Source organism: Sphingobium sp. AP49, assembly GCF_000281715.2.
Classification (GTDB): domain Bacteria; phylum Pseudomonadota; class Alphaproteobacteria; order Sphingomonadales; family Sphingomonadaceae; genus Sphingobium.
In genome coordinates this window covers 4,235,252-4,255,643 of the sequence record NZ_CP124576.1, presented here as the reverse complement: position 1 = coordinate 4,255,643, position 20,392 = coordinate 4,235,252, and the positions used below count along the sequence as shown (strand labels likewise).

The window sequence follows — 20,392 nt, the reverse complement described above, 5'->3', positions numbered from 1 at the left end:
TCGATCAAGGAAAGGGTTAGGCGCGCGCGCCCAGCAGCGCGCCGCCAAAGCCGATGAACATCAGGCCGGTCCCGCGGTTGAACAGCTTCTGCCGGTTGGCGGGGGCCAGCCAGCGGGCGAGGCGCAGGCCGCCCAGCGCATAGACGCAATACCAGAAGCTCTCGATCACCACGAAGCTGACGATCAGGATCGCCAGCTGCAGCCAGAAGGGGCGGGCCAGGTCGATGAACTGGGGGAACAGCGCGGCGGCGAAGATGATGAGCTTGGGGTTGGAAAGCCCCGTCAGCAGGCCGGTCGCATACAGCGCACGGGCCGAGCGGACCGGGCCGGCATCGCCGCCCTCGGCATGGCCGACCGGTGCGCGCCAGGCCTTGATCCCCAGCCAGATGAGATAGGCGACGCCGGCATAGCGCAATATGTCGAACAGGCGTGGCGAGGCTTTCAGCAGTGCGCCCAGGCCCAGCGCGGACGCGATCAGGCACAGCAGCACGGCGCTCATCAGCCCCGCCATCGTCACCAGCGCCTTGCGCGGGCCATGGGCGATGCTCTGCGTCATCACATGCAGCATGTTGGGGCCGGGCGTGGCCGAAATCAGGAAGACCGCCGTGACATATAACCACCAGAGATGCAGCGACATGGGATGGGTCCTAAAATGTCAGGCTGTCCCCTAAAATCCGTTCGGGCTGAGCCTGTCGAAGCCCCCGCCAGAGCGCAGCGAAGGCACTTCGACTTCGCTGAGGGCGGACGGGACAAAACCGGAAAAACAAAAAGGGCGCCGAAGGCATCTGCCCCGGCGCCCTTTTTGACGATCTTGCGATCGATCAGCTTCAGGCTGCGGGCAGCGCAGCCTTGGCCTGGGCGATGATGGCGCTGAACGCCTCGCCTTCGTGCATCGCGATGTCGGCCAGGACCTTGCGGTCCAGCTCGACGCCGGCCAGCTTCAGGCCGTGCATGAACTGCGAATAGGTCAGGCCTTCAGCGCGGACACCCGCGTTGATGCGCTGGATCCACAGGCCACGGAAAGTGCGCTTCTTGACCTTGCGGTCGCGATAAGCGTACTGGCCGGCCTTTTCGACAGCCTGGCGAGCGATACGGATCGTATTCTTGCGACGGCCATAATAGCCCTTCGCCTGATCCAAAATCCGCTTATGCTTCGCCTTGGTGGTTACACCACGTTTTACGCGTGCCATTGTCCTCTACTCCTTACTTCAGGCCGTAGGGTGCCCAGAGGCGGACGTGAGCCACGTCGGCATCGGACAGCACGGAAGTGCCACGGTTCTGGCGGATATACTTGGCGTTGTGGCTGATCAGGCGGTGACGCTTGCCAGCGACGCCGTGCTTGACCTTGCCGGTCGCGGTGAACTTGAAGCGCTTCTTCACACCGCTCTTGGTCTTCATCTTGGGCATTTTCGTCTCCTTGTCTGGCGCGACGATTACAGACAGCCACGGCAGCCCTAGTTAGCCGGGCGGTCTCACTGAATATCGCGAACGGCGGCCCATAGTCGGCCGCGTCCGCAAAAGCAAGCGATTCGGACCCAAAAGCGGCGCGCCCGCGTTGACCCCGCCATGGCCGATGTCGAACCTGTGCCGCATAGTGCGTCCAAGCCCGCTTCGCCGAGCGGCGCGGGCGCGCATCTGGGCCGGGCGCGCGACCGCTGGCGCGCCCTGCCGCTGCCGGTGCGGATCATCCTGTGGATAGTCGGCATCCTCTTCGCCATCTGGCTGATCCTGTTCATCACCAAGGGGCGCTTCCTGAAAGGGCCGTTCGAGCGCATCCTGTCCGCCCGGCTGGAGCGGCAGGTAGCGGTCGGCGGCGACTTTCAGCTCTATTTCGCGCCGATCGCGATCAAGTTCCGGGCGGAGGGGATGCGGATCGCCAACCTGCCCTGGGCCAGCCGGCCCGACCTGTTTCGCGCCGACCTGATCGACGCGCGGATCGCGCCCTTGAGCCTGATCTTCGGCAGCAGATATCGCGTCCCCTGGCTGGAGCTACGGGGTGCCGCCGTGGACCTCGAATGGTCGCGTGACCGGCAGCATAATACATGGACGCTGGGCGACCCCGACCAAAAGGGCGAGCCGATGAACATGCCGCTCGTCCGCCGCGCGCTGCTCGCTGGCACGACCATGCGCTATCGCGATCCGGTGCTGATGCTGTCGACCGATATCGGATTCGAGACGGTGAAGGCGCAGGACACTCGTTTTGCCAGCGATGTCCGCCTGTCCGGCACCGGCACGATGCGTGGCAAGCCCTTCACCCTCAAGGGCGGGCTGCTGTCGCCCAACGCCACCGTCACTGGCGGCAAGAACAGCCTGGCGCTGCGGGCACAGGCGGGCGCGACCGTGCTGGAGGTCGCCGGCACGCTGCCCGGTGCGACCGAGCTGGAGGGCAGCGACCTGCGCGTCGTGGCACAGGGCTCCAATCTCAGCCATTTGTTCGATTTCCTCGGCGTCGCCATTCCCGGCACCCGCCATTATCGCTTCACCTCGGCCCTGACCAAGGCGGGTGAGGAGTGGCGCTTCACGCATCTCAAGGGCCGGTTCGGCGCTTCCGACCTTGCCGGCCGCTTCACCGTGTCGCTGCCGAACAACCGCCTGCTGCTCGACGCCGATCTGGCGACGCAGCGGCTCGACATCATCGATGTCGGCCCCTTCATCGGCTATGATCCGCAAATTCTGGATGCGCAGGGTGGGGCGGGCGCGATCACGACGGTGCAGGGCACGCCCCGGCTGCTGCCCGACGCGCCGCTGCGGATCGAGGCGATCCGCAATTTCGACGCCAATGTCCGCTACAGCGTGAAGACGATCCGCGCGCCCAATGTGCCGATCGCCAACGCCGCTATGACGGTGAAGCTTGACCATAGCCTGCTCACCCTGTCGCCTTTGACCTTCGACATGGCGGGCGGCCATGTCGCGTCGGACATAGAGATCAACGCCCGCAACCAGCCAGTGCGCACGACCTATGACGTCCGCCTGGCACCCACGCCGATGGGCACGCTGCTCGCCCGCTGGGGCGTGGAGCAATCGGGCACCACCGGTATGGTCAAGGCGCGGATGCAGATGACGGGCCTGGGCGATACCGTGCATGACTCGCTCAGCACCGCCAATGGCCGCATCGCCGTCATCCTGCCGGCGGGCAGCATGTGGGCGCGCAATGTCCAGCTGTCGGAAATCGATGTCGGCACCTTCATCACCAAGATGTTCGAGCAGAAGCTGAAGGATCCGGTGCAGATCAATTGCGGCCTCATTGCCTTCACCGTGCGCAACGGCGTGGCGGCGGCCGACCCGATCCTGATCGACACGCGCAAGAATGTGATGGTCGGCCGGGGCGGCTTCTCGTTTAGGAATGAGAGCCTGGACCTGGCTTTCCGCGCCGACGGCAAGAAGATCAGCCTCTTCTCCGGCCAGTCGCCGGTCGGCATTGGCGGCTATTTCGCCCGGCCGTCGATCAACGTCATCAGCCCGGACCTGATCGCGCGCGGCGGTGCGGCGGCGGCGCTGGGCATTGTCGCGACGCCGATCGCCGCGACGCTCGCCTTTGTCGATGTCGGCGATGCCAAGGCGGCAGCCTGCGGCCCGGTGCTGGCGGGCGCCGATGCCGCCGCCCAGCGCACGCGGGGCGGGGCGGCGCGCGATGATGTGGGGCGCGGCACCACTGCGAAGGATGAGGCCGGCAAGGGCAGCAAGGGCGAGAAGAAGGCGCAGGACAAGAAGTTCCTCGGCATCTTCTGAACGGCGTGCGCCGGGCCTATCCTGCGGCCCAGCCGACTCGGAGCATGGGTCGACGCGAAGGAGAGGATCATGAGCGACACGCCGTTCGTCCTGCCGGGGGTCACGCCCCATCTGACCATCGCCGACGGCAAGGCCGCCGACGCCATCGCCTTCTACACAGCTGCTTTCGGTGCGACCGAACAGAGCCGCCATATGGACGATGCCGGCACGCGGATCATGCACGCCCATCTGACGGTCAATGATGGCGGGCTGATGCTGAACGATCATTTTCCCGAAATGTGCGGCGGCGCCCCAGCGGACAAGCCGGCGGCGGTCACGCTGCATCTGGAAGTGGACGATGCCGATCGCTGGTGGGACCGGGCGGTGGCCGCCGGCGCGGCGATCCGCTTCCCGATCGACAACCAGTTCTGGGGCGCCCGCTACGGCCAGCTCACCGATCCCTTCGGCCATGTCTGGTCGATCGGCGGGCCGCTCAAGGATTGACGGCATGATGATCGGGACGACGCGCTGGGACGTGGTGACGGGCGACATCACCCGCTGCGCGGTCGACGCGATCGTCAACGCCGCCAATAACAGCCTGCTCGGCGGCGGCGGCGTGGATGGCGCGATCCACCGCGCCGCCGGGCCGGATCTGCTGGCGGAATGCCGGGGCATCGGCTGCTGCCCGACCGGGGAGGCGCGGATAACGCGCGGCTATCGACTGCCGGCCCGCTATGTCATCCACACGGTCGGCCCGGTCTGGCAAGGCGGCAATCAGGGCGAGCGCGACCTGCTCGCCAGCTGCTACAGCCACAGCCTGTCGCTCGCCCGCCACCACGGCCTGCGCAGGGTTGCCTTCCCGGCGATCTCGACCGGCGTCTATGGCTATCCCAAGGGGCAGGCCGCCAAGGTCGCCGCGCGCGCCGTGGCGGAAGCGCTGCGCCGCGATCCCGATGCCTTCGACCACATCCTCTTCGTCTGCTTCGACGAAGACAATCGCGACCTCTACGACGCGGCCGTCAGGGATGCGGTGGCGGGGGAGTGAGGCGGTAAGCGAAGGCCCACCCTTTTTACCGTCATGCCAGCGAAGGCTGGCATCTCTCTGTTCTTCTCGGAGTGCAGAAGAGATGAGATCCCAGCCTTCGCTGGGATGACGAATTTAAGTGATTTCATCCCTTAACGTCATGCTGAACTTGTTTCAGCATCCATCAGGCCCAGCAAGCCATTGTTCTGTTGGGAGGAATGGACCCTGAAACAAGTTCAGGGTGACAATGACCGCTAGAGCTACTTTTGGTCGATCTACGTCTAGCGGACTTTGCCTTTGGGCAGAGGCTGCGAGCGATCACGGACATCTAGCTTGCTAAGGTTCTCAACCACAAAGCGATGGCAATCTTTGTCGATAAAAAGATTGCCGCAATCGCAACCAATGTTGCCGCGCGGGGCGGATGGTATGGAGCCGCCACATATCATGCATTGATAGGTTATGTGTGGGCCGCGTGGGACATCTGCTGTGGAACGAAACATCTATCAGACCCTATCTATCCGACATCAGGCTCGACGTGATGTCATTTAAATGACCAAAAATGGCGTATGGCAACGCCCAACACCACCTCAATGATCGTGATGATGCCCATGGTCATGCCCATCGCCCGCGCCGTGGATCGCTTCCAGCACATCCTCCAGCCGCGCCGGATCGCCCAGCGCCAGCACATGGCCTTCGCTGTCGGCGGTCAGCGGCTCGCCATTCCAGTCGCACATCAGGCCGCCCGCGCCCTCGACCACCGGCACCAGCGCGGCGAAGTCATAGCTTTGCAGCCCGGATTCGATGACGATGTCGAGGAAGCCCGAGGCCAGCAGGCCATAATTATAGCAGTCGCCGCCATAGACCGGCCCCTGCCGCGGCGATCCGCCCGACACCGCGCCGACCAGCGCCATATAATGGGGCACGTCGCCCTCGCCAAACAGATGCGGGCTGGTGGTGGCGATGCCGGCGCCTTCCAGCGCCTTGCAGGCGCGGGTGCGCACCGGCTTGCCGTTGAAGGTGGTGGGCTGGCCGCTCATCCCGGCCCAGCGTTCCTGCGCGATCGGCTGGTCGATGATGCCGATCGTCGGCCAGCTGCCTTGCGTCAGCGCGATCAGCGTGCCGAAGATCGGCCGCCCGGCGATGAAGCTGCGCGTGCCGTCGATCGGATCGAGAATCCACACCCGCTCGGCATCGGTGCGGACCGATCCATATTCCTCGCCGATGATACCGTCATCCGGGCGCTCTTTCTCCAGAATCGCGCGGATCGCGGCTTCGGCGGCGCGGTCGGCCTCCGTCACCGGCGACTTGTCGGCCTTGATCTCCATGTCGTAGCGGGCGCGGAAAAAAGGGCGGATGGCGGCGCCGGCGGCGTCGGCAAGGCGGTTGGCAAGGGCCAGGTCATCGCGGGTGGTCATCTGCTCCGCCTAGCCCGTTGGCGGGCGCCGCGCTAGACTGGCCTCACCCGATTCACCCAAGGGGAGAGGAAAGATGTCCGGTTCACCCGTCATCCCGTGCCTGCGCTATGCCGATGCGCCCGCCGCCATCGATTTCCTGTGCGCCGCCTTCGGTTTCGAGCGGCACGCCGTCTATCCCGACGATCTCGACAACAGCATCATCCATCATGCCCAGCTTGTCCTGGGCGAGGGCATGGTGATGCTGGGCAGCGTCAAGGATATGGAGGGCGAATCGCTCTACACCTGGTCGACGGTCCGCGACCTGGGCGGCATCACCGCCTGCGTCTACATGGTCGTGCCCGATGTCGACGCCCATTGCCTCCATGCCCGCAACGAAGGCGCGGTGGTGGTGGACGAGCCGCATGACAATCCGGGCTATCCGGGGCGCGGCTATACCGCGCTCGACCCTGAAGGAAATGTCTGGAGCTTCGGCAGCTATGACCCCTGGGTGCCGATCCCCGAAGACGGTGATTAAGCTTTTGGAAACCGTGCCGTTCTAGCCTCCCAGGGGAAAGGGGGCCGTAATGGCGCTGCTTGGCTGGATCTTGAGCTTCATCTGCCTGTTCGCGGGCCTCGCGCTGCGGCAGGACATGCCGATCGGCGGATCGGTGGCGATGTCCAACATCCTCGTCGTCTTCGCCCTGCTCGCCTGCCCGATGGTGTGGCGCGAACTGCCGCTGGGCGTCTCGCGCGGCCAGCGCATCGTCTCGGGCCTGGCGCTCGTCTTCGCCCTGCCGATCATCCTGTTCCCGACGCATTGACGCCAGATACGACAACGCCGGCCGAGCGAGGCCAGGCCGGCGTGGGTCTGTGATCCTCTCACAGGTTGGCGACCGATCGGCAGCCAGCCCCTTGCATTTGATCAGTCGAACAGGCTGGAAACGGAGCTTTCGTCCGCAATGCGCTTGATCGCTTCGCCCAGCAGCGGGGCGATCGGCAGGTGGCGGATATTCTTGGCGTTGATCACCGCATCGGTGCCCTGGATCGAATCGGTGATGACCAGTTCGCGCAGTTCCGACGCATCGACGCGGGCGACGGCGCCGCCCGACAGCACGCCATGGCTGACATAGGCGACGACATCCTCGGCACCCTGCGCCTTCAGCGCGGCGGCGGCGTTGCACAGCGTGCCGGCCGAATCGACGATATCGTCGATCAGGATGCAGAAACGGCCCTTCACGTCGCCGATGATGTTCATCACTTCCGACTCGCCGGCACGCTCGCGGCGCTTGTCGACGATGGCGAGCGGCGCGTTGTCGAGCCGCTTGGCGAGCGCGCGGGCGCGCACCACGCCGCCGACGTCGGGCGACACGACCATGATATTCTTGTCGCCGAAACGGGCCTGGATATCGGCCGACATCACCGGCGCGCCGAACAGATTGTCGGTCGGGATGTCGAAGAAACCCTGGATCTGGCCGGCATGCAGATCGACCGACAGGACGCGGTCGGCGCCGGCGGTGGTGATCAGGTTGGCGACCAGCTTGGCGCTGATCGGCGTGCGCGGGCCGGGCTTACGGTCCTGGCGGGCATAGCCGAAATAGGGGACGACGGCGGTGATTCGCTTGGCCGATGCGCGCTTGAGCGCATCGATCATGATCAGCAATTCCATCAGATTGTCGTTGGTGGGATAGCTGGTCGACTGGATCACGAAAACGTCTTCGCCGCGGACATTCTCATGAATTTCCACGAAAACTTCTTCGTCGGCGAAGCGACGGACGCTGGCCTCGGTCAGGGGGATTTCGATATAATCGGCGATGGCAGCCGCAAGCGGCTTGTTAGAATTGCCGGTCATGAGTTTCATGGCGAAAACCCCCAAGCTAATTGGCGTGACGAATTGATGACGATGCGCGAAACGCGGCCCCTTTAGCGGTGCATGTCCGATGTGGAAAGGCGCTTTTGCGCCCTGCGACAAAATGCACCCCGCATTTTCAGAACGCGCGCGAAGCGGGCGTCCGGTTCGAAAATGCGGCATCGGAAAACAGAGCATTTTCGCAAATAGGCAAAATGCTCTAGGGCGCGGAGCATGACCGACAAACTCGTGATCGCGCTCGCCCAGATGACCCAGACCATGGGCGACCCCCGGGCCAATGCCGACGCCATGCTGGAATGGCGCGCGCGCGCCAAGGGCGCGGACCTGATCGTCTATCCCGAACTGCAACTGATCGGCTATCCGCCCGAGGATCTGGTGCTCAAGCCCGCGCTGCTCGACCAGGCCAATTATCATCTCGACCGGCTGGCGCAGGAAAGCGCCGATGGCGGCCCGGCGATGCTGGTCGGCACCGTCGTTGCCGCGCAGGGCGTTCTCTTCAACGTCGTTGCGCTGATCGAAAATGGCGCCGTAACCGCGATCCGCCAGAAGCGCGAACTGCCCAATTACGGCACGTTCGACGAAAAGCGGCTGTTCGCGCCCGGCCCGCTGCCCGCACCGATCGAGTTTCGCGGCGTGAAGATCGGCGTGCCGATCTGCGAGGATATCTGGTTCCCCTTCGTCACCGCCCATCTGCGGGCCGAGGGCGCGGAAATATTGATCAGCCCCAATGGCAGCCCGTTCGAGGTCGACAAGGATGATCGCCGCCTCAACCTCGTCGCCGGCACCCGCGTGCGCGAAACCGGCCTGCCGCTCGTCTATCTCAATCGCGTCGGCGGGCAGGACGAACTGGTGTTCGACGGCGCCTCCTTCGTGATGAACGGCGACCTCAGCCTGGCGCAGCAATTGCCCGATTGGGAAGAGGCGCTGGTGCTGACCCAATGGGAGAAATGGGACGGCCAGTGGGTCTGCCTGCCCGGCGACAAGCATGAGCTAGATCCGCGCCCGGCCGACATCTACAATGCGATGGTGCTGGGCCTGCGCGACTATGTGAACCGCAACCGCTTCCCCGGCGTCGTCCTCGGCCTGTCGGGCGGCATCGATTCCGCTTTGTCCGCCGCCGTCGCGGTCGATGCGCTGGGCGCCGACCGGGTCTGGTGTGTGATGATGCCCTCGCGCTTCACCAGCCAGGAAAGCCTGGATGACGCGGTCGAATGTGCCCGCCTGCTCGGCGTCCGCTACGACACCATTCCCATCGAACCGGCGGTTGCCGCCTTCGACACGATGCTGGCGCCGGTGTTCGAGGGCAAGGCGCGCGACCTCACCGAAGAAAATATCCAGTCGCGCATTCGCGGCCTCACCCTGATGGCCCTTTCCAACAAGTTCGGTCATATGCTGCTGACCACCGGCAACAAGAGCGAGATGTCGGTCGGCTATGCCACCATCTATGGCGACATGGCGGGCGGCTATTCGGTGCTGAAGGACGCCTACAAGACCACCGTGTTCGACCTCTGCCGCTGGCGCAACGACAATATGCCCTCGCTCGGCGAAGGCTTCGGCCCGGCCGGCCCCGTCATGCCCGAACGCGTCATCACCAAGCCGCCCAGCGCCGAACTGCGCGACAATCAGAAGGATGAGGACAGCCTGCCGCCCTATGAGGTGCTGGATCCGATCCTCTATGGCCTGGTGGAGGAGGAATTGTCGGTGGCCCAGCTCGTCGAGCGCGGCTTCGACAAGGCGGTCGTCACCCGGATCGAGCATCTGCTCTACATCGCCGAATATAAGCGCCGCCAGGCGCCGCCCGGCGTGAAGCTCGGCATCCGCAATTTCGGCCGCGACCGCCGCTATCCCATCACCAACGCCTTCCGCAGCGTTTAACCAATGGAAAAGGCCGTTCGTCCTGAGTAGCCATTGAGCGAAGTCGAATTGAGCAGGTGAACCATCCCCCGGATGGTTCAGGATTTTCCGGGGGACAATCCGACCTGCTCAACGTATCGAAGGATGCTTCGATACGGGGCTTCGGCAGGCTCAGCCCCACTCAGCACGAACGGGTTGGATTTATGACCGTCATCACCCGCTTCGCCCCGTCGCCGACCGGCCATCTCCATGTCGGCAATATCCGCGCCGCGCTCCACAACTGGCTGTGGGCGCGCAAATCCGGCGGCCAATTCCTGCTGCGCCTCGACGACACCGATCTGGAGCGGTCGCGCCCAGAATATGCGGAATCGATCAAGGCCGATCTGAAGTGGCTCGGCCTCGACTGGGACGGCGAGGAAAAACAGTCGGAACGCTTCGCCCTCTATGAAGCGCGGTTTGCGGCATTGAAGGCCTCGGGCCATGTCTACCCCGCCTATGAAACCCAGCAGGAGCTGGAACTGCGCCGCAAGGTGCTGCTGGGCCGCGGCCTGCCGCCGGTCTATGACCGTGCTGCCCTGTCGCTCACCCCGGACCAGATCGCCGCCCATGAAGCCGAAGGGCGCCCGCCCCATTGGCGCTTCAAGCTCGACCATGACCAGCCGATCGTCTGGACCGACCTCATTCGTGGCGAGCAGCGCTTCGACCCCAGATTGCTGTCCGACCCGGTGATCCGCCGCGCCGACGGCAGCTGGCTCTACATGCTCCCCTCGGTCATCGACGATGTCGACATGGGCGTCACCCATGTGCTGCGCGGCGAGGATCATGTCTCCAACACCGCGACCCAGATCCAGATGTTCACCGCGCTCGGCGCGGCGCTGCCCGCCTTTGCGCATGAGGCGCTGCTGACCGGCAGCGAGGGCAAGCTGTCGAAGCGGCTGGGATCGCTCGGCGTCGCCCATTTCCGCGAGATCGGGCTGGAGCCGGCCGCGATCGCATCGCTGCTCGCCCGCCTCGGCAGCTCGCAGCCGATCGAGCCCTTCGCCGACCGTGCGCCGCTGATCGAGACGTTCGACTTCGCCCATTTCGGGCGCGCCCCCGCCCGCTTCGACGAAGCCGAACTGGCCAGCCTCAACCAGAAGATCGTCCACGCCCTGCCCTATGAGGAGGTCGCCGACCGCCTGCCCGCCGGCATGGACGCCGCCGCCTGGGCCGCGATCCGCCCCAATCTGGAGACGGTGGCGGGCGCCGCCGCCTGGTGGCAGATCGTCACCGGCCCGATTGACGCGCCGGAAGTGGCCGATGAAGACCGCGATTTCCTCGCCGCCGCCCACCGCATCCTGTCCGCCGTCCCCTTCGACGCCGACATCTGGCGCACGCTCACCAATGCGCTGAAGGAAGAAGCCGGCCGCAAGGGCAAGACCCTGTTTCAACCCCTGCGCCGCGCCCTCACCGGCCTGGACCACGGCCCCGACATGGGCCAGCTCCTGCCGCTAATCGGCCAGGAAGAGGCGCTGAGGCGCCTCAGCGCCTGAAGGCCGGTATCGACCATCTCCCGTCATTGCGAGCGTAGCGAAGCAATCCATCTCGCGCCGGTGGATTGCTTCGCTACGCTCGCAATGACGATGTCCGGCTTTGACGGCTAACGACCAGAAGCAGGCATTCCTCCCCGGGACGGGGAGGGGGACCATTTGCATAGCAAATGGTAGAGGGGCACTGGCCCAATAGCGCAGCGCTTATAGGCACCTGCCCCTCCGTCAGCGCTTCGCGCTGCCACCTCCCCGTACCGGGGGGGAATGTCTTGTTCCCACCCAACTCCGTCACCCCAGCGAAGGCTGGGGTCTCAGGCAGCAACAGAAGGAGGTCAGCCGCCTTGCGCTATCCGTCCGCCTAGCGTGCGGCTGCCTGAGATACCAGCCTGCGCTGGCATGACGAAATCTCCTGAAGGCAGCCGGTCCTTTTCCCTCCGCGTCTTCGCGTCTCCGCGCGAAAAATAACCACGCGGAGGCGCGGAGAACGCGGAGGGGCGGCAATCCGCACCGCCGTCACCCATATGCTTTCGCATTTGCCGCGCAGGCGGCCATCCCCGCGCACGCCGCCGCACCTATTGGCTTTCAATGTAGGATTTTTGCTGATTTATCCTCATGGATGGAGCAGCCTGCCCTTCGCCACCACCCGCCCGTGAACGGTATCTTTCACCGTGACCCAAGTGAGGCGTCACCGGCGCGTGGGCGGCGCGTCATCATGATCCAACAGGCGAGTGAATGGCGCGTCGGGCGCGCGTTGCTGTGGCAATTCCGGCCCGAAAGCGCGGAAATGCGTCGCCATCAACGGTGTGAACTTTGGTGGTGTGACCCTGTCGGTCGAACCCGTGACCCTGAAAGCAGCGCCAACCGATCAGGCGGCCATCATCTCCAGCGCCTTGCCGACGGCCAAGATCCCCTCCGGCGCTGCGGCGAAGCCCATGTGCGTGCAATCGACCTCGATCGCGCGGTCGCGCTCGCCGGCGCGGCCTCGCGCGCATTCGGGCAGGATCACGCCGTCGCGCTGCGACCAGAGCGCTACGGTCGGCACCGGCGGCTTTTCCTCGCGGGTGCAGGGGAAGGGGGGTGTGTCGACGGGGAAGCCCGACACCAGCTGATAGAGGCGCCAGGCATGGTTGGCGCGCGGGTCGCCGGAAAAGGGCGTGCCCATCGTCACCACGCCGCCGACCTTGGACTGCGCGAACTTGGCATATTCGCGCGCATAAAGGCCGCCCAGGCTCCAGCCGACCAGCGTCACCGGCTTGCCGCATGTGCGCCGGATCGCGTCGACGCGGGCGTCGATCTTTTCCAGCGTGTCGGCGCGTGGTCCGAAATTGCGGCCCATGTCCCAGCCATGCGCCTGATAGCCCGCCGCGTTGAGGATCGCGCGCAGCGGCTCCATGCGATGTTCCGACGCCATCAGCCCCGGCACCAGCAATATATGTCGCCCGTCACCGCGAATCGCGCGGCTCAGTTGCTCGGCCTGCGCCCTGGTGCGGTTGATATCGAACGGCACAGACGCATTGCCCAGCAGATGCGACAGCGACGGGCGCGCGGACGCGCGCGGACCGCTGGCAAGGCGGCCCTTCCAGAAGCTGGCAATGGCATCGGCATAGGGTGGCACGAGAGACTCTGTCCTGAACCGGGCGGAAAAGGTGACATTCTCGTGACAAACGCTGGGTGCGTCCATGGGTTTCATCGCAAGCGATGAACGGTCCGTCTCAGGAAAAGCGGATCAGGGGGCGAGGGGAGAGGTTTGCGCGACGCTGGCGCCCTCGGTCGTGCGCAGCTGGCGCGGCTCCAATATCGCGGCCGTCTCGATCAGGTCGAGCGCCCGGCGCGCCTCCAGATAGCGGCGGGCATATTGCATCCAGCGATCGGCCGCCGCGCGATCGGGCATGCGCTCCACCTCGGCCAGCGCCGCGCCGACGCGGCTGGCGTCGATATAGCGCAGCGCCCGCTGCATCGCCATTTGCGGCCGGGGCGAGGGGGTGGAGGATTTGCGGATGATGATCAGCTCGCGGGCCTCATGCTCGAAACTGTCCCACCAGCTCGCATCGGCCGGCGGCGACGTGACGCGGTCGGCGACATCGACCAGGCCGGCGCGCAGGTCGGCCAGCGTCACCGGCTCGCGCGCGGCGTTGATGATGGTGGCGACGGCGCGGGGCTGGGCCTGGCCGAAGCGCAGCCGCAACTGCCCCTCGATATAGCCGAGCGGCGCGCCGGTATCGAGGGCGCGGCGCGCGGCAAAGGCGACCAGCAGCCCTTCGGCGCGGGCGGCATTGCCCGACGCGGCCTGTGCCTCGACGGTGATGCGGTTGAGCCGCTCTTCCAGCTGGATCACCCGCGAATCGAGCATCTGCGCCGCATCGGCGGTCAGCGGCCGGCCGGCCGGTATGGCGTCGCTTCCCAACAGTGGCGCCGGCAGCGCCGGCGTCGCGGCCTTGTCGCTGCCCCAACGGCGTTCGATCTGCGGCATCGCCCACAGCGCGACGACGGCGCCGATCAGGAAGGCGAACAACAGCAAGGCCAGCATCGGCCAGGGGCTGCGCCGGCGCGCCGGCGGCGGGGCCTCCACTCTGATCTCAACGCTCTCCTGCTCGGTCATCCATGGCCTCTTGTTTGCGACGGGCGACTCATTCGCACAATCGACGGGCGAGGGCCAGTACCGCCGTATCATTGGGGGCGTCGGCGGCCTGTGCATTGGCCCAGCCCGAGCCGCAGGCGGTGAGGGCGGCCGGACTGATCGCCACGATGTCGAATGCTGCGCGTTGATTTTCCGGGATGATTTCTGCCAGCCTGCCCCCGGCCCGGGTAGAATGGACCAGCATCACGCCGCTGGAAATTTCCGGCGGATCGCATGGCAGTGGGCGCATCCGATAGACCGGCACCCGCGTCAGCCGCAGCGGCCCGGCCGTCATCGGCGCTACGGCCTCGCCTGACAGGTGCAGAACCGCACGATGGCCATCGGCGGCGATCCGCGCGGCGCTGGCGCTGGCGTCACCGTCGCCGGCGACCACGATGTCGAAACCGGCGGCCGCCAGTGCCTCGGCGGTCGCGCGTCCAACCGCATAGGTGGGCAAGGCGTGATAGCGATCGAGTGCCAGCCCGGCGAGCCGCACGGTCTGCGCGCTCGTCACCAGCAAGGCGTCGAAATCCCCGGATGGCGGCGGCGTCCAGGCCAGTGCCTCGGCCGCGAACAGCGGGCACAGCCGCACCGCCAGCCCCATCGCCCGCGCCTTGGCCGCCGTCCTGCCGGCGCCGGGCTCGGGCCGCAGGATGATGAGCGGCCTCACCCCTCGAACAGGCTGCGCAGCGTTGGGCTGGCCCGCTCCAGCAGGCCTCGGCCGATTGCCTCGGCCGCCGCCAGATCGTCGCGCGCCAGCCTTGCCTCTTCCCGCACCGTCTCGTCGCCCTGCGGGCTAATGATCTCGGCGCGCAGGTGAATCTGTGCGCCTTCCAGCACGGCCAGCGCCGCGATCGGCGAATGGCATGTCCCGCCCAGCCCGCGCAGCACCGCGCGTTCCGCCATCACGCAATCGAACGTATCGCGATGGTTGATGGCCGCCAGCCAGCCCAGCATGGCGTCATTGTCGGCCAGCGTCTCGATGCCGACGGCCCCTTGCGACGGGGCCGGCAGCATCGTGTCGATCTCGATCGTCGCACCGATATCGGCTTGGCCCAGCCGGTCGAGCCCGGCGGCTGCGAGCAACGTCGCATGGGCCTCGCCCGTCTCCAACTTGGCCAGCCGGGTGGCGACATTGCCGCGGAACAGGATGATCTGCGCATCGGGGCGCAGCCGCTTCACCTGCGCAGCGCGGCGCGGCGAACTGGTGCCGATGATGGGATTGGCGGGCAGCGCGGCAAAATTTTCCACGCCCACCAGCCGGTCGCGCACATCGGCGCGCGGCAGCATCGCGGCAACATGGATCGCGTCGGGCCGGATCGTCTCGACATCCTTCATGCTGTGGACGGCGCAATCGATCTCGCCCTCCACCAGCGCCCGGTCCAGCTCCTTGGTCCACAAGGCTTTTCCGCCGATTTCGGCGAGCGCCCGGTCCTGGATCCGGTCGCCGCTGGTCTGGACGATGACGGTGACGATGGCGTCCTGATCCCATCCATGGGCGTCGCGCAGGGCCTGCGCGGTCATATGGGCCTGGGCCAGCGCAAGCGGCGATCCCCTGGTGCCCAGGCGCAACGGTCGTTCGGGTCTTTTCATAAGCGGCTTGCTCTAATGGCCACGGGCACTAGATGGAAGCGGCAATGACCATCATTCTCGGCCTGGAATCAAGCTGCGACGAAACCGCGGCGGCGCTGGTGACGGCCGACGGGCAGATATTGGCCCATCGCCTCGCCACGCAGGAAGACGCGCACCGTCCCTATGGCGGCGTCGTGCCCGAAATCGCGGCCCGCGCCCATGTCGAGGCATTGGCCCCGCTGGTCGAGGCGGCACTGGCCGACGCAAAAATGACTTTGGCCGATGTCGATGTCATCGCCGCCACCGCCGGCCCCGGCCTGATCGGCGGCGTGATGGTCGGCCTCGTCACCGGCAAGGCGCTCGCCCATGCCGCCGGCAAGCCGCTGGTCGCGGTCAACCATCTGGAGGGGCATGCGCTCTCGCCGCGCCTCGCCGACCAGAATCTGCAATTCCCCTATCTGCTGTTGCTCGTGTCGGGCGGTCATTGCCAGTTGCTGCGGGTCGAGGGCGTCGGCCAGTATCGCCGCCTCGCCACCACGATCGACGATGCGGCTGGCGAAGCCTTTGACAAGACCGCCAAGCTGCTCGGTCTCGGCTTTCCCGGCGGCCCGGCGGTGGAAAAGGCGGCGGCAAAGGGCAATCCGCGCGCCGTGCCGCTGCCGCGCCCGCTGGTCGGCACGGACGAGCCGCATTTCTCCTTCGCCGGCCTCAAGAGCGCGGTGATGCGCGCTGCCCAGTCCGGCCAATATGCGGTCGAGGATATCGCCGCCAGTTTCCAGCAGGCGGTGATCGACTGCCTGCTTGACCGCACCCGCCGCGCACTCGCCGCGAGCGAAGGCGTGACCGCGCTGGTCGTCGCCGGCGGGGTCGCCGCCAATCAGTCGGTGCGCGGCGCGCTGACGGCGCTGGCGCAGGACCATGATCTGCCCTTCGTCGCGCCGCCTTTGTGGCTCTGCACCGACAATGCCGCGATGATCGCCTGGGCCGGCGCGGAGCGCTATGCGGTGGGCATGACCGACGATCTCACCATCCCCGCCCGGCCGCGCTGGCCGCTCGATCCGGCGGCGGAAAAAGCGCGTGGCGCCGGAGTCAAAGCATGAAAAGTGTGAAGGCATGAAGGCGGGAGTCATCGGAGCAGGCGCCTGGGGCACCGCGCTGGCGCAATTGCTGGCCGCCGACGGGCAGGATGTGCGCCTTTGGGCGCTGGAAGCCGACGTGGTCGATGCGATCAACGGCGTCCATGAAAATCCGCTCTACCTGCCCGGCCTGCCGCTTTCGCCCTCGATCCGCGCGACCGGCGTCCTGGCGGACCTGGCCGATCGCGACCTGATCCTGGTGGTCAGCCCGGCCCAGCATCTGCGCAGCGTCGTCGCGCAGGCGCCGGCCGGCGTGCCTCTGGTCCTCTGTTCCAAGGGGATAGAGGCGGGCACCGGTCTGTTGATGTCGGAAGTCGCGGCGCAGGCGCAGCCGATCTCGCCGATCGCCGTCCTCTCCGGCCCGACCTTCGCCCATGAAGTGGCCAAAGGGCTGCCGACTGCCGTCACCTTCGCCTGCGCCGATCGGGCGCTGGCCGAAAAGCTGGCGGCGCGCATCGCCCGCCCGACCTTCCGCCCCTATCTGTCCGATGATGTCGTCGGCGCGGAGATTGGTGGCGCGGTCAAGAATGTGCTCGCCATCGCCTGCGGCGTGTCGGAAGGCGCCGGCCTTGGCCTCAATGCGCGCGCCTCGCTGATCAGCCGGGGCTTTGCCGAAATGACCCGTTTCGGCCTGGCGCGCGGCGCCCGTGCCGAAACGCTGGGTGGCCTGTCGGGCCTGGGCGACCTCGTCCTCACCTGTTCCTCCACCAATTCGCGCAACTTCTCGCTCGGCAAGGGGCTGGGCGAGGGGCAGAGCGCCGCTGACCTTCTCTCCAACCGCCGCACCGTGGCCGAAGGCGCGCATACCGCGCCGGTGCTGCGCGACGCGGCGCGGGCGGCGGGTGTCGAAATGCCGGTCGTCGAAGCCGTCTGCGCGTTGCTGAATGACGCTGCGCCGCTGGCCCAGGTCGTCGATGCGCTGCTCGCGCGTCCGCTGCGTCCCGAATAATCATCGCCGCCGCGCAACAGATCGCCTATAGCCATGACCATGACAATCGAGGGGGACCAGGGGCCTTTGAGCGCGCAGGCATCCCCTGCCGAATCCAAGGATGATATCGCGGCCCTGGCCAAGGGCGGGCGGACCAACATCTTCGGCTTTCTGCTGCGCCTTGCCGCGCGCCTGCCCTTCCTGTTCATCGCCGGCCGCTGGTATGGCGCCGATGCGCTCGGCCGCTTTGCCTATGCCGTGCTGGTGGTGGAGTTCGTCGCCCAGATCGCGACGCTGGGCCTGAAGCGCGGCCTCGCCGGCGCGCTCAGCCAGACCGAACGGCCGCACAGCCATGTCGTCACCGACGCGATGGTCGTGACCTTGATCGCATCCTTGCTGGGGGCAGGTCTGTTGATCGCCTTTCCGCAGGCCATGTTCCCCAATAGCGGCATCAACGGGCTGGATCGGCTGCTGGCGCTGATCGTCATCGCCGTTGCCACGTCCGACGTGTCGCTGGCGGCCTGTGCCTATCGGTTCGATATCGGGGCGACGGTACGGGCACGCTCGATCATCGAACCCTGGGCGATCAGTATAGGGGCCTTTGGCTTTGCCTATTATTCGCTGCGTGACGGTCTGATCCTCTCCTATGTCGTATCGATGATCGCGGCGATGGTGGCTTCGATCATCCCGATGCTGCGTCATTATGGCATTCCTGCCGGCTGGCGCCCGGATGCCGGGCGGCTCTGGCGCCTTGCCCGCCGCAACCTGCCGCTCGCCGCCGCGGACGGCGTCGAATGGGGCTCGCGCCGGCTCGACATGGCGATCCTGGGCCTGTTTGTCAGTCCGGCGATCATCGGCATTTATTACGTCGCGCAGCAGGTCGCCTCGCTGCCGCAGAAATTGAAGACCAGCTTCGACCCGATCCTGGGTCCGGTCATCACCCGCAATCTGGCCGAGGGCAATCTCGCCGCGATCGCGCAGCAGGTCAGCCAGGTCGGCTTCTGGATCATCGCGGCGCAGGCCGGTATCGCGCTGGCTCTCGGCATTCCGGGCGAGGCCGTCATGGGCTTGGTCGGCCCCCATTTCGTCGGTGGCACCGGTGCACTGGCCTTCCTGCTGCTCGCCGAAGTGGTCGCAGCCACCGCCGTGGTCAGCGAATCCGCGCTGGTCTATATCGCGCGTCACCGCAACCTGATGATCTCGCTCAGCATGATCGCGCTGCAGGCGGGGCTCAGCTTCGCCCTGATCCTGCTCGGCAAGCGGTTCGGCCTCACGCCGCAGGAAATCGCCGCTGCGCCGGCCCTGGGCCTGTGTATCGCGCTCGGCGCCGGCGCCTTCGTCAAGGCGCGCCTGCTCTCCAGCCTGCTCCACGCCCGGGTCAATGCCTGGCGCTGGCCGCTGCTCAGCGCTTCGGGCGTCGCCTGCATCGTCGGCGCGGCCTTCGTCGCCCTGCCGGCGCGCCTCGAATGGGTCGAACTGGCGATCGGCGTCTGGGCGATATTGGGCGCCTATGGCTTCGTCATCTGGCGCTGGGGCTTCGGGCCTGACGACCGCGCCCTGTTCCGCAAGCAGAAAAGCCCGGCCTGATCCGGCCAATTAAAAAAAAAGCCCGCCTCTCGACCGGAGAGGCGGGCTTTTTTGTCAGCCTCTGTCGCGATCAGGCGAACAGCTTGGCGCGGATCAGGTTCAGATCTTCCTCGGGACGCGCGCCCCAGTGCGAAATGACTTCGGCGGCGGCTGCCGCGCCCAGCGCCAGGCAATCCTCGACGCTGCGGGCTTCCAGATGCGCAGCCAGATAGCCGGCGGCGAACAGGTCGCCCGCGCCGGTCGTATCGATGATCTGGCTGACCGGAGCCGCCGGTGCCTCGTGGCGCACGCCATCGACGATCGCGACCGCGCCCTTTTCGCTGCGGGTCGACACCAGCACCGGCACCTTGTCGGCGAAGCGGGCCAGTGCTGCATCGAAATCATCGATCTGCGCCAGCGACTGGATCTCGCCTTCGTTCGAGAAGAGGATGTCGATCAGCCCCTGTTCGATCAGGTCGATGAAGTCGGCGCGATGGCGGTCGATCACGAAATTGTCGGACAGGGTGAAGGCGACCTTGCGGCCGGCGGTACGGGCGGCGTCGATCGCGGCGCGCATCGCGGCGCGCGGCTGCTCGGGATCCCACAGATAGCCTTCGAGATACAGGATGCGGGCCGACTGGATCAGCTCCAGGTCCAATGCGGCTTCGGGCAGGAACTGCGACGCACCCAGGAAGGTGTTCATGGTGCGCTGCGCGTCCGGCGTCACCAGGATCAGGCAGCGGGCGGTCGGAATGTCGCCCTGCACCGCCGGCGTGTCGAACTTGATGCCCAGCGCGCGCACGTCATGGGCGAAGACGCCGCCCAGCTGGTCGTCATTGACCTGGCCGATGAAGCCGCACTTGGCGCCCAGCGCCGCCAGGCCGGCCAGCGTGTTGGCGGCCGAACCGCCGCTGATTTCCTTGGCCTGGGGCATGTCGGCATAGAGGGTTTCGGCCATTTCGGCGTCGATCAGCTGCATGCCGCCCTTGGTCAGCGCATGTTGCGCCAGAAAGGCGTCGTCGCTGCGGGCCAGAACGTCGACAATGGCATTGCCGATCGCGACAACGTCAAGCGTGGGGGAAGAAGTCACGCGGGCTCCTGTGAAAGATGATAGGAAAATGGCGGTAAATTGGGCCGTCTCTACCGGTCCGGGGGCCGCCGCGCAACGCTGCTGATTGACGGGCGTGCCGGACCGCA

General features: G+C 66.3%; 20 protein-coding genes. 10 read left to right on the top strand and 10 right to left on the bottom strand.

The window, feature by feature from the left end; translation table 11 throughout:
• Nucleotides 1-16 precede the first annotated feature (16 nt).
• From PMI04_RS20090 to rpmI, 3 genes are all read right to left on the bottom strand, one after another.
• Nucleotides 17-637, bottom strand: a complete 621-nt coding sequence (locus PMI04_RS20090; protein ID WP_007711867.1) for a LysE family translocator — start codon at nt 635-637, stop codon at nt 17-19.
• Nucleotides 638-827: 190 nt separating this feature from the next.
• Nucleotides 828-1,190 (bottom strand): 50S ribosomal protein L20, encoded by a 363-nt coding sequence (gene rplT / locus PMI04_RS20085; protein ID WP_007711871.1) that lies wholly within the window; start codon nt 1,188-1,190, stop codon nt 828-830.
• Nucleotides 1,191-1,203: 13 nt separating this feature from the next.
• Entirely contained in the window at nt 1,204-1,407 is a 204-nt protein-coding gene (gene rpmI, locus PMI04_RS20080; RefSeq protein WP_007711873.1) for a 50S ribosomal protein L35, read from the bottom strand.
• A 159-nt stretch (nt 1,408-1,566) separates the two neighbouring features.
• Between rpmI and PMI04_RS20075 the strand changes: the two genes are divergently transcribed.
• The 3 genes from PMI04_RS20075 (at nt 1,567) to PMI04_RS20065 (ending at nt 4,753) form a co-directional block, all read left to right on the top strand.
• Nucleotides 1,567-3,729, top strand: coding sequence for an AsmA family protein (locus tag PMI04_RS20075; protein WP_007711874.1), 2,163 nt, complete (start codon nt 1,567-1,569; stop codon nt 3,727-3,729).
• A 69-nt stretch (nt 3,730-3,798) separates the two neighbouring features.
• Complete coding sequence (locus PMI04_RS20070; RefSeq protein WP_007711875.1) at nt 3,799-4,212, top strand: VOC family protein; 414 nt, start codon at nt 3,799-3,801, stop codon at nt 4,210-4,212.
• Nucleotides 4,213-4,216: 4 nt separating this feature from the next.
• Nucleotides 4,217-4,753, top strand: coding sequence for an O-acetyl-ADP-ribose deacetylase (locus PMI04_RS20065; protein ID WP_007711876.1), 537 nt, complete (start codon nt 4,217-4,219; stop codon nt 4,751-4,753).
• Nucleotides 4,754-5,319: 566 nt separating this feature from the next.
• On the opposite strand, the gene PMI04_RS20060 is transcribed toward PMI04_RS20065, so the two are convergent.
• Nucleotides 5,320-6,147 carry an inositol monophosphatase family protein gene (locus PMI04_RS20060; RefSeq protein ID WP_007711877.1) on the bottom strand — a complete coding sequence of 276 codons (828 nt, stop codon included), beginning with the start codon at nt 6,145-6,147 and terminating at the stop codon, nt 5,320-5,322.
• A 73-nt stretch (nt 6,148-6,220) separates the two neighbouring features.
• Here PMI04_RS20060 and PMI04_RS20055 point away from each other — a divergent pair, with 73 nt between their 5' ends.
• Both PMI04_RS20055 and PMI04_RS20050 read left to right on the top strand, forming a co-directional pair.
• Nucleotides 6,221-6,661: a VOC family protein gene (locus tag PMI04_RS20055; protein WP_007711878.1), complete on the top strand. Its 441-nt coding sequence runs from the start codon at nt 6,221-6,223 to the stop codon at nt 6,659-6,661.
• A gap of 49 nt (nt 6,662-6,710) precedes the next feature.
• Nucleotides 6,711-6,947, top strand: coding sequence for a hypothetical protein (locus tag PMI04_RS20050; protein WP_007711879.1), 237 nt, complete (start codon nt 6,711-6,713; stop codon nt 6,945-6,947).
• A 101-nt stretch (nt 6,948-7,048) separates the two neighbouring features.
• Here PMI04_RS20050 and PMI04_RS20045 read toward each other — a convergent pair whose 3' ends face one another.
• Entirely contained in the window at nt 7,049-7,984 is a 936-nt protein-coding gene (locus PMI04_RS20045; protein ID WP_007711880.1) for a ribose-phosphate pyrophosphokinase, read from the bottom strand.
• A gap of 222 nt (nt 7,985-8,206) precedes the next feature.
• Here PMI04_RS20045 and PMI04_RS20040 point away from each other — a divergent pair, with 222 nt between their 5' ends.
• Together PMI04_RS20040 and gltX are read left to right on the top strand one after the other, a co-directional pair.
• Nucleotides 8,207-9,868, top strand: coding sequence for an NAD+ synthase (locus PMI04_RS20040; RefSeq protein ID WP_007711883.1), 1,662 nt, complete (start codon nt 8,207-8,209; stop codon nt 9,866-9,868).
• 182 nt (nt 9,869-10,050) lie between these two features.
• The gene (gene gltX, locus PMI04_RS20035; protein WP_007711885.1) at nt 10,051-11,379 is read left to right on the top strand and encodes a glutamate--tRNA ligase; all 1,329 of its coding nucleotides are present in this window, start codon (nt 10,051-10,053) and stop codon (nt 11,377-11,379) included.
• A gap of 862 nt (nt 11,380-12,241) precedes the next feature.
• On the opposite strand, the gene PMI04_RS20030 is transcribed toward gltX, so the two are convergent.
• The 4 genes from PMI04_RS20030 to hemC form a co-directional block, all read right to left on the bottom strand.
• On the bottom strand, nt 12,242-12,991 hold the full coding sequence (locus PMI04_RS20030; RefSeq protein WP_037487506.1) for an alpha/beta fold hydrolase: 750 nt from the start codon (nt 12,989-12,991) through the stop codon (nt 12,242-12,244).
• Nucleotides 12,992-13,102: 111 nt separating this feature from the next.
• Entirely contained in the window at nt 13,103-13,975 is an 873-nt protein-coding gene (locus PMI04_RS20025) for a hypothetical protein (RefSeq protein ID WP_007715308.1), read from the bottom strand.
• A 28-nt stretch (nt 13,976-14,003) separates the two neighbouring features.
• Complete coding sequence (locus PMI04_RS20020) at nt 14,004-14,663, bottom strand: uroporphyrinogen-III synthase (protein WP_283184819.1); 660 nt, start codon at nt 14,661-14,663, stop codon at nt 14,004-14,006.
• Nucleotides 14,660-15,586 carry a hydroxymethylbilane synthase gene (gene hemC / locus PMI04_RS20015; RefSeq protein ID WP_007713126.1) on the bottom strand — a complete coding sequence of 309 codons (927 nt, stop codon included), beginning with the start codon at nt 15,584-15,586 and terminating at the stop codon, nt 14,660-14,662. Before hemC ends, PMI04_RS20020 begins: the two co-directional genes overlap by 4 nt.
• Before the next feature lie 44 nt (nt 15,587-15,630).
• On the opposite strand from hemC, the gene tsaD reads away from it, so the two are divergent.
• From tsaD to PMI04_RS20000, 3 genes are read left to right on the top strand one after another with little or no spacing between them, the layout of a single operon-like run.
• Entirely contained in the window at nt 15,631-16,665 is a 1,035-nt protein-coding gene (gene tsaD, locus PMI04_RS20010; RefSeq protein ID WP_007713124.1) for a tRNA (adenosine(37)-N6)-threonylcarbamoyltransferase complex transferase subunit TsaD, read from the top strand.
• Between the two features lie 13 nt (nt 16,666-16,678).
• Nucleotides 16,679-17,650, top strand: coding sequence for an NAD(P)H-dependent glycerol-3-phosphate dehydrogenase (locus PMI04_RS20005; protein WP_037486952.1), 972 nt, complete (start codon nt 16,679-16,681; stop codon nt 17,648-17,650).
• Between the two features lie 33 nt (nt 17,651-17,683).
• Complete coding sequence (locus tag PMI04_RS20000; RefSeq protein WP_007713117.1) at nt 17,684-19,216, top strand: lipopolysaccharide biosynthesis protein; 1,533 nt, start codon at nt 17,684-17,686, stop codon at nt 19,214-19,216.
• 70 nt (nt 19,217-19,286) lie between these two features.
• Here PMI04_RS20000 and PMI04_RS19995 read toward each other — a convergent pair whose 3' ends face one another.
• Nucleotides 19,287-20,285: an adenosine kinase gene (locus tag PMI04_RS19995; protein ID WP_007713115.1), complete on the bottom strand. Its 999-nt coding sequence runs from the start codon at nt 20,283-20,285 to the stop codon at nt 19,287-19,289.
• Nucleotides 20,286-20,392: the final 107 nt, after the last annotated feature.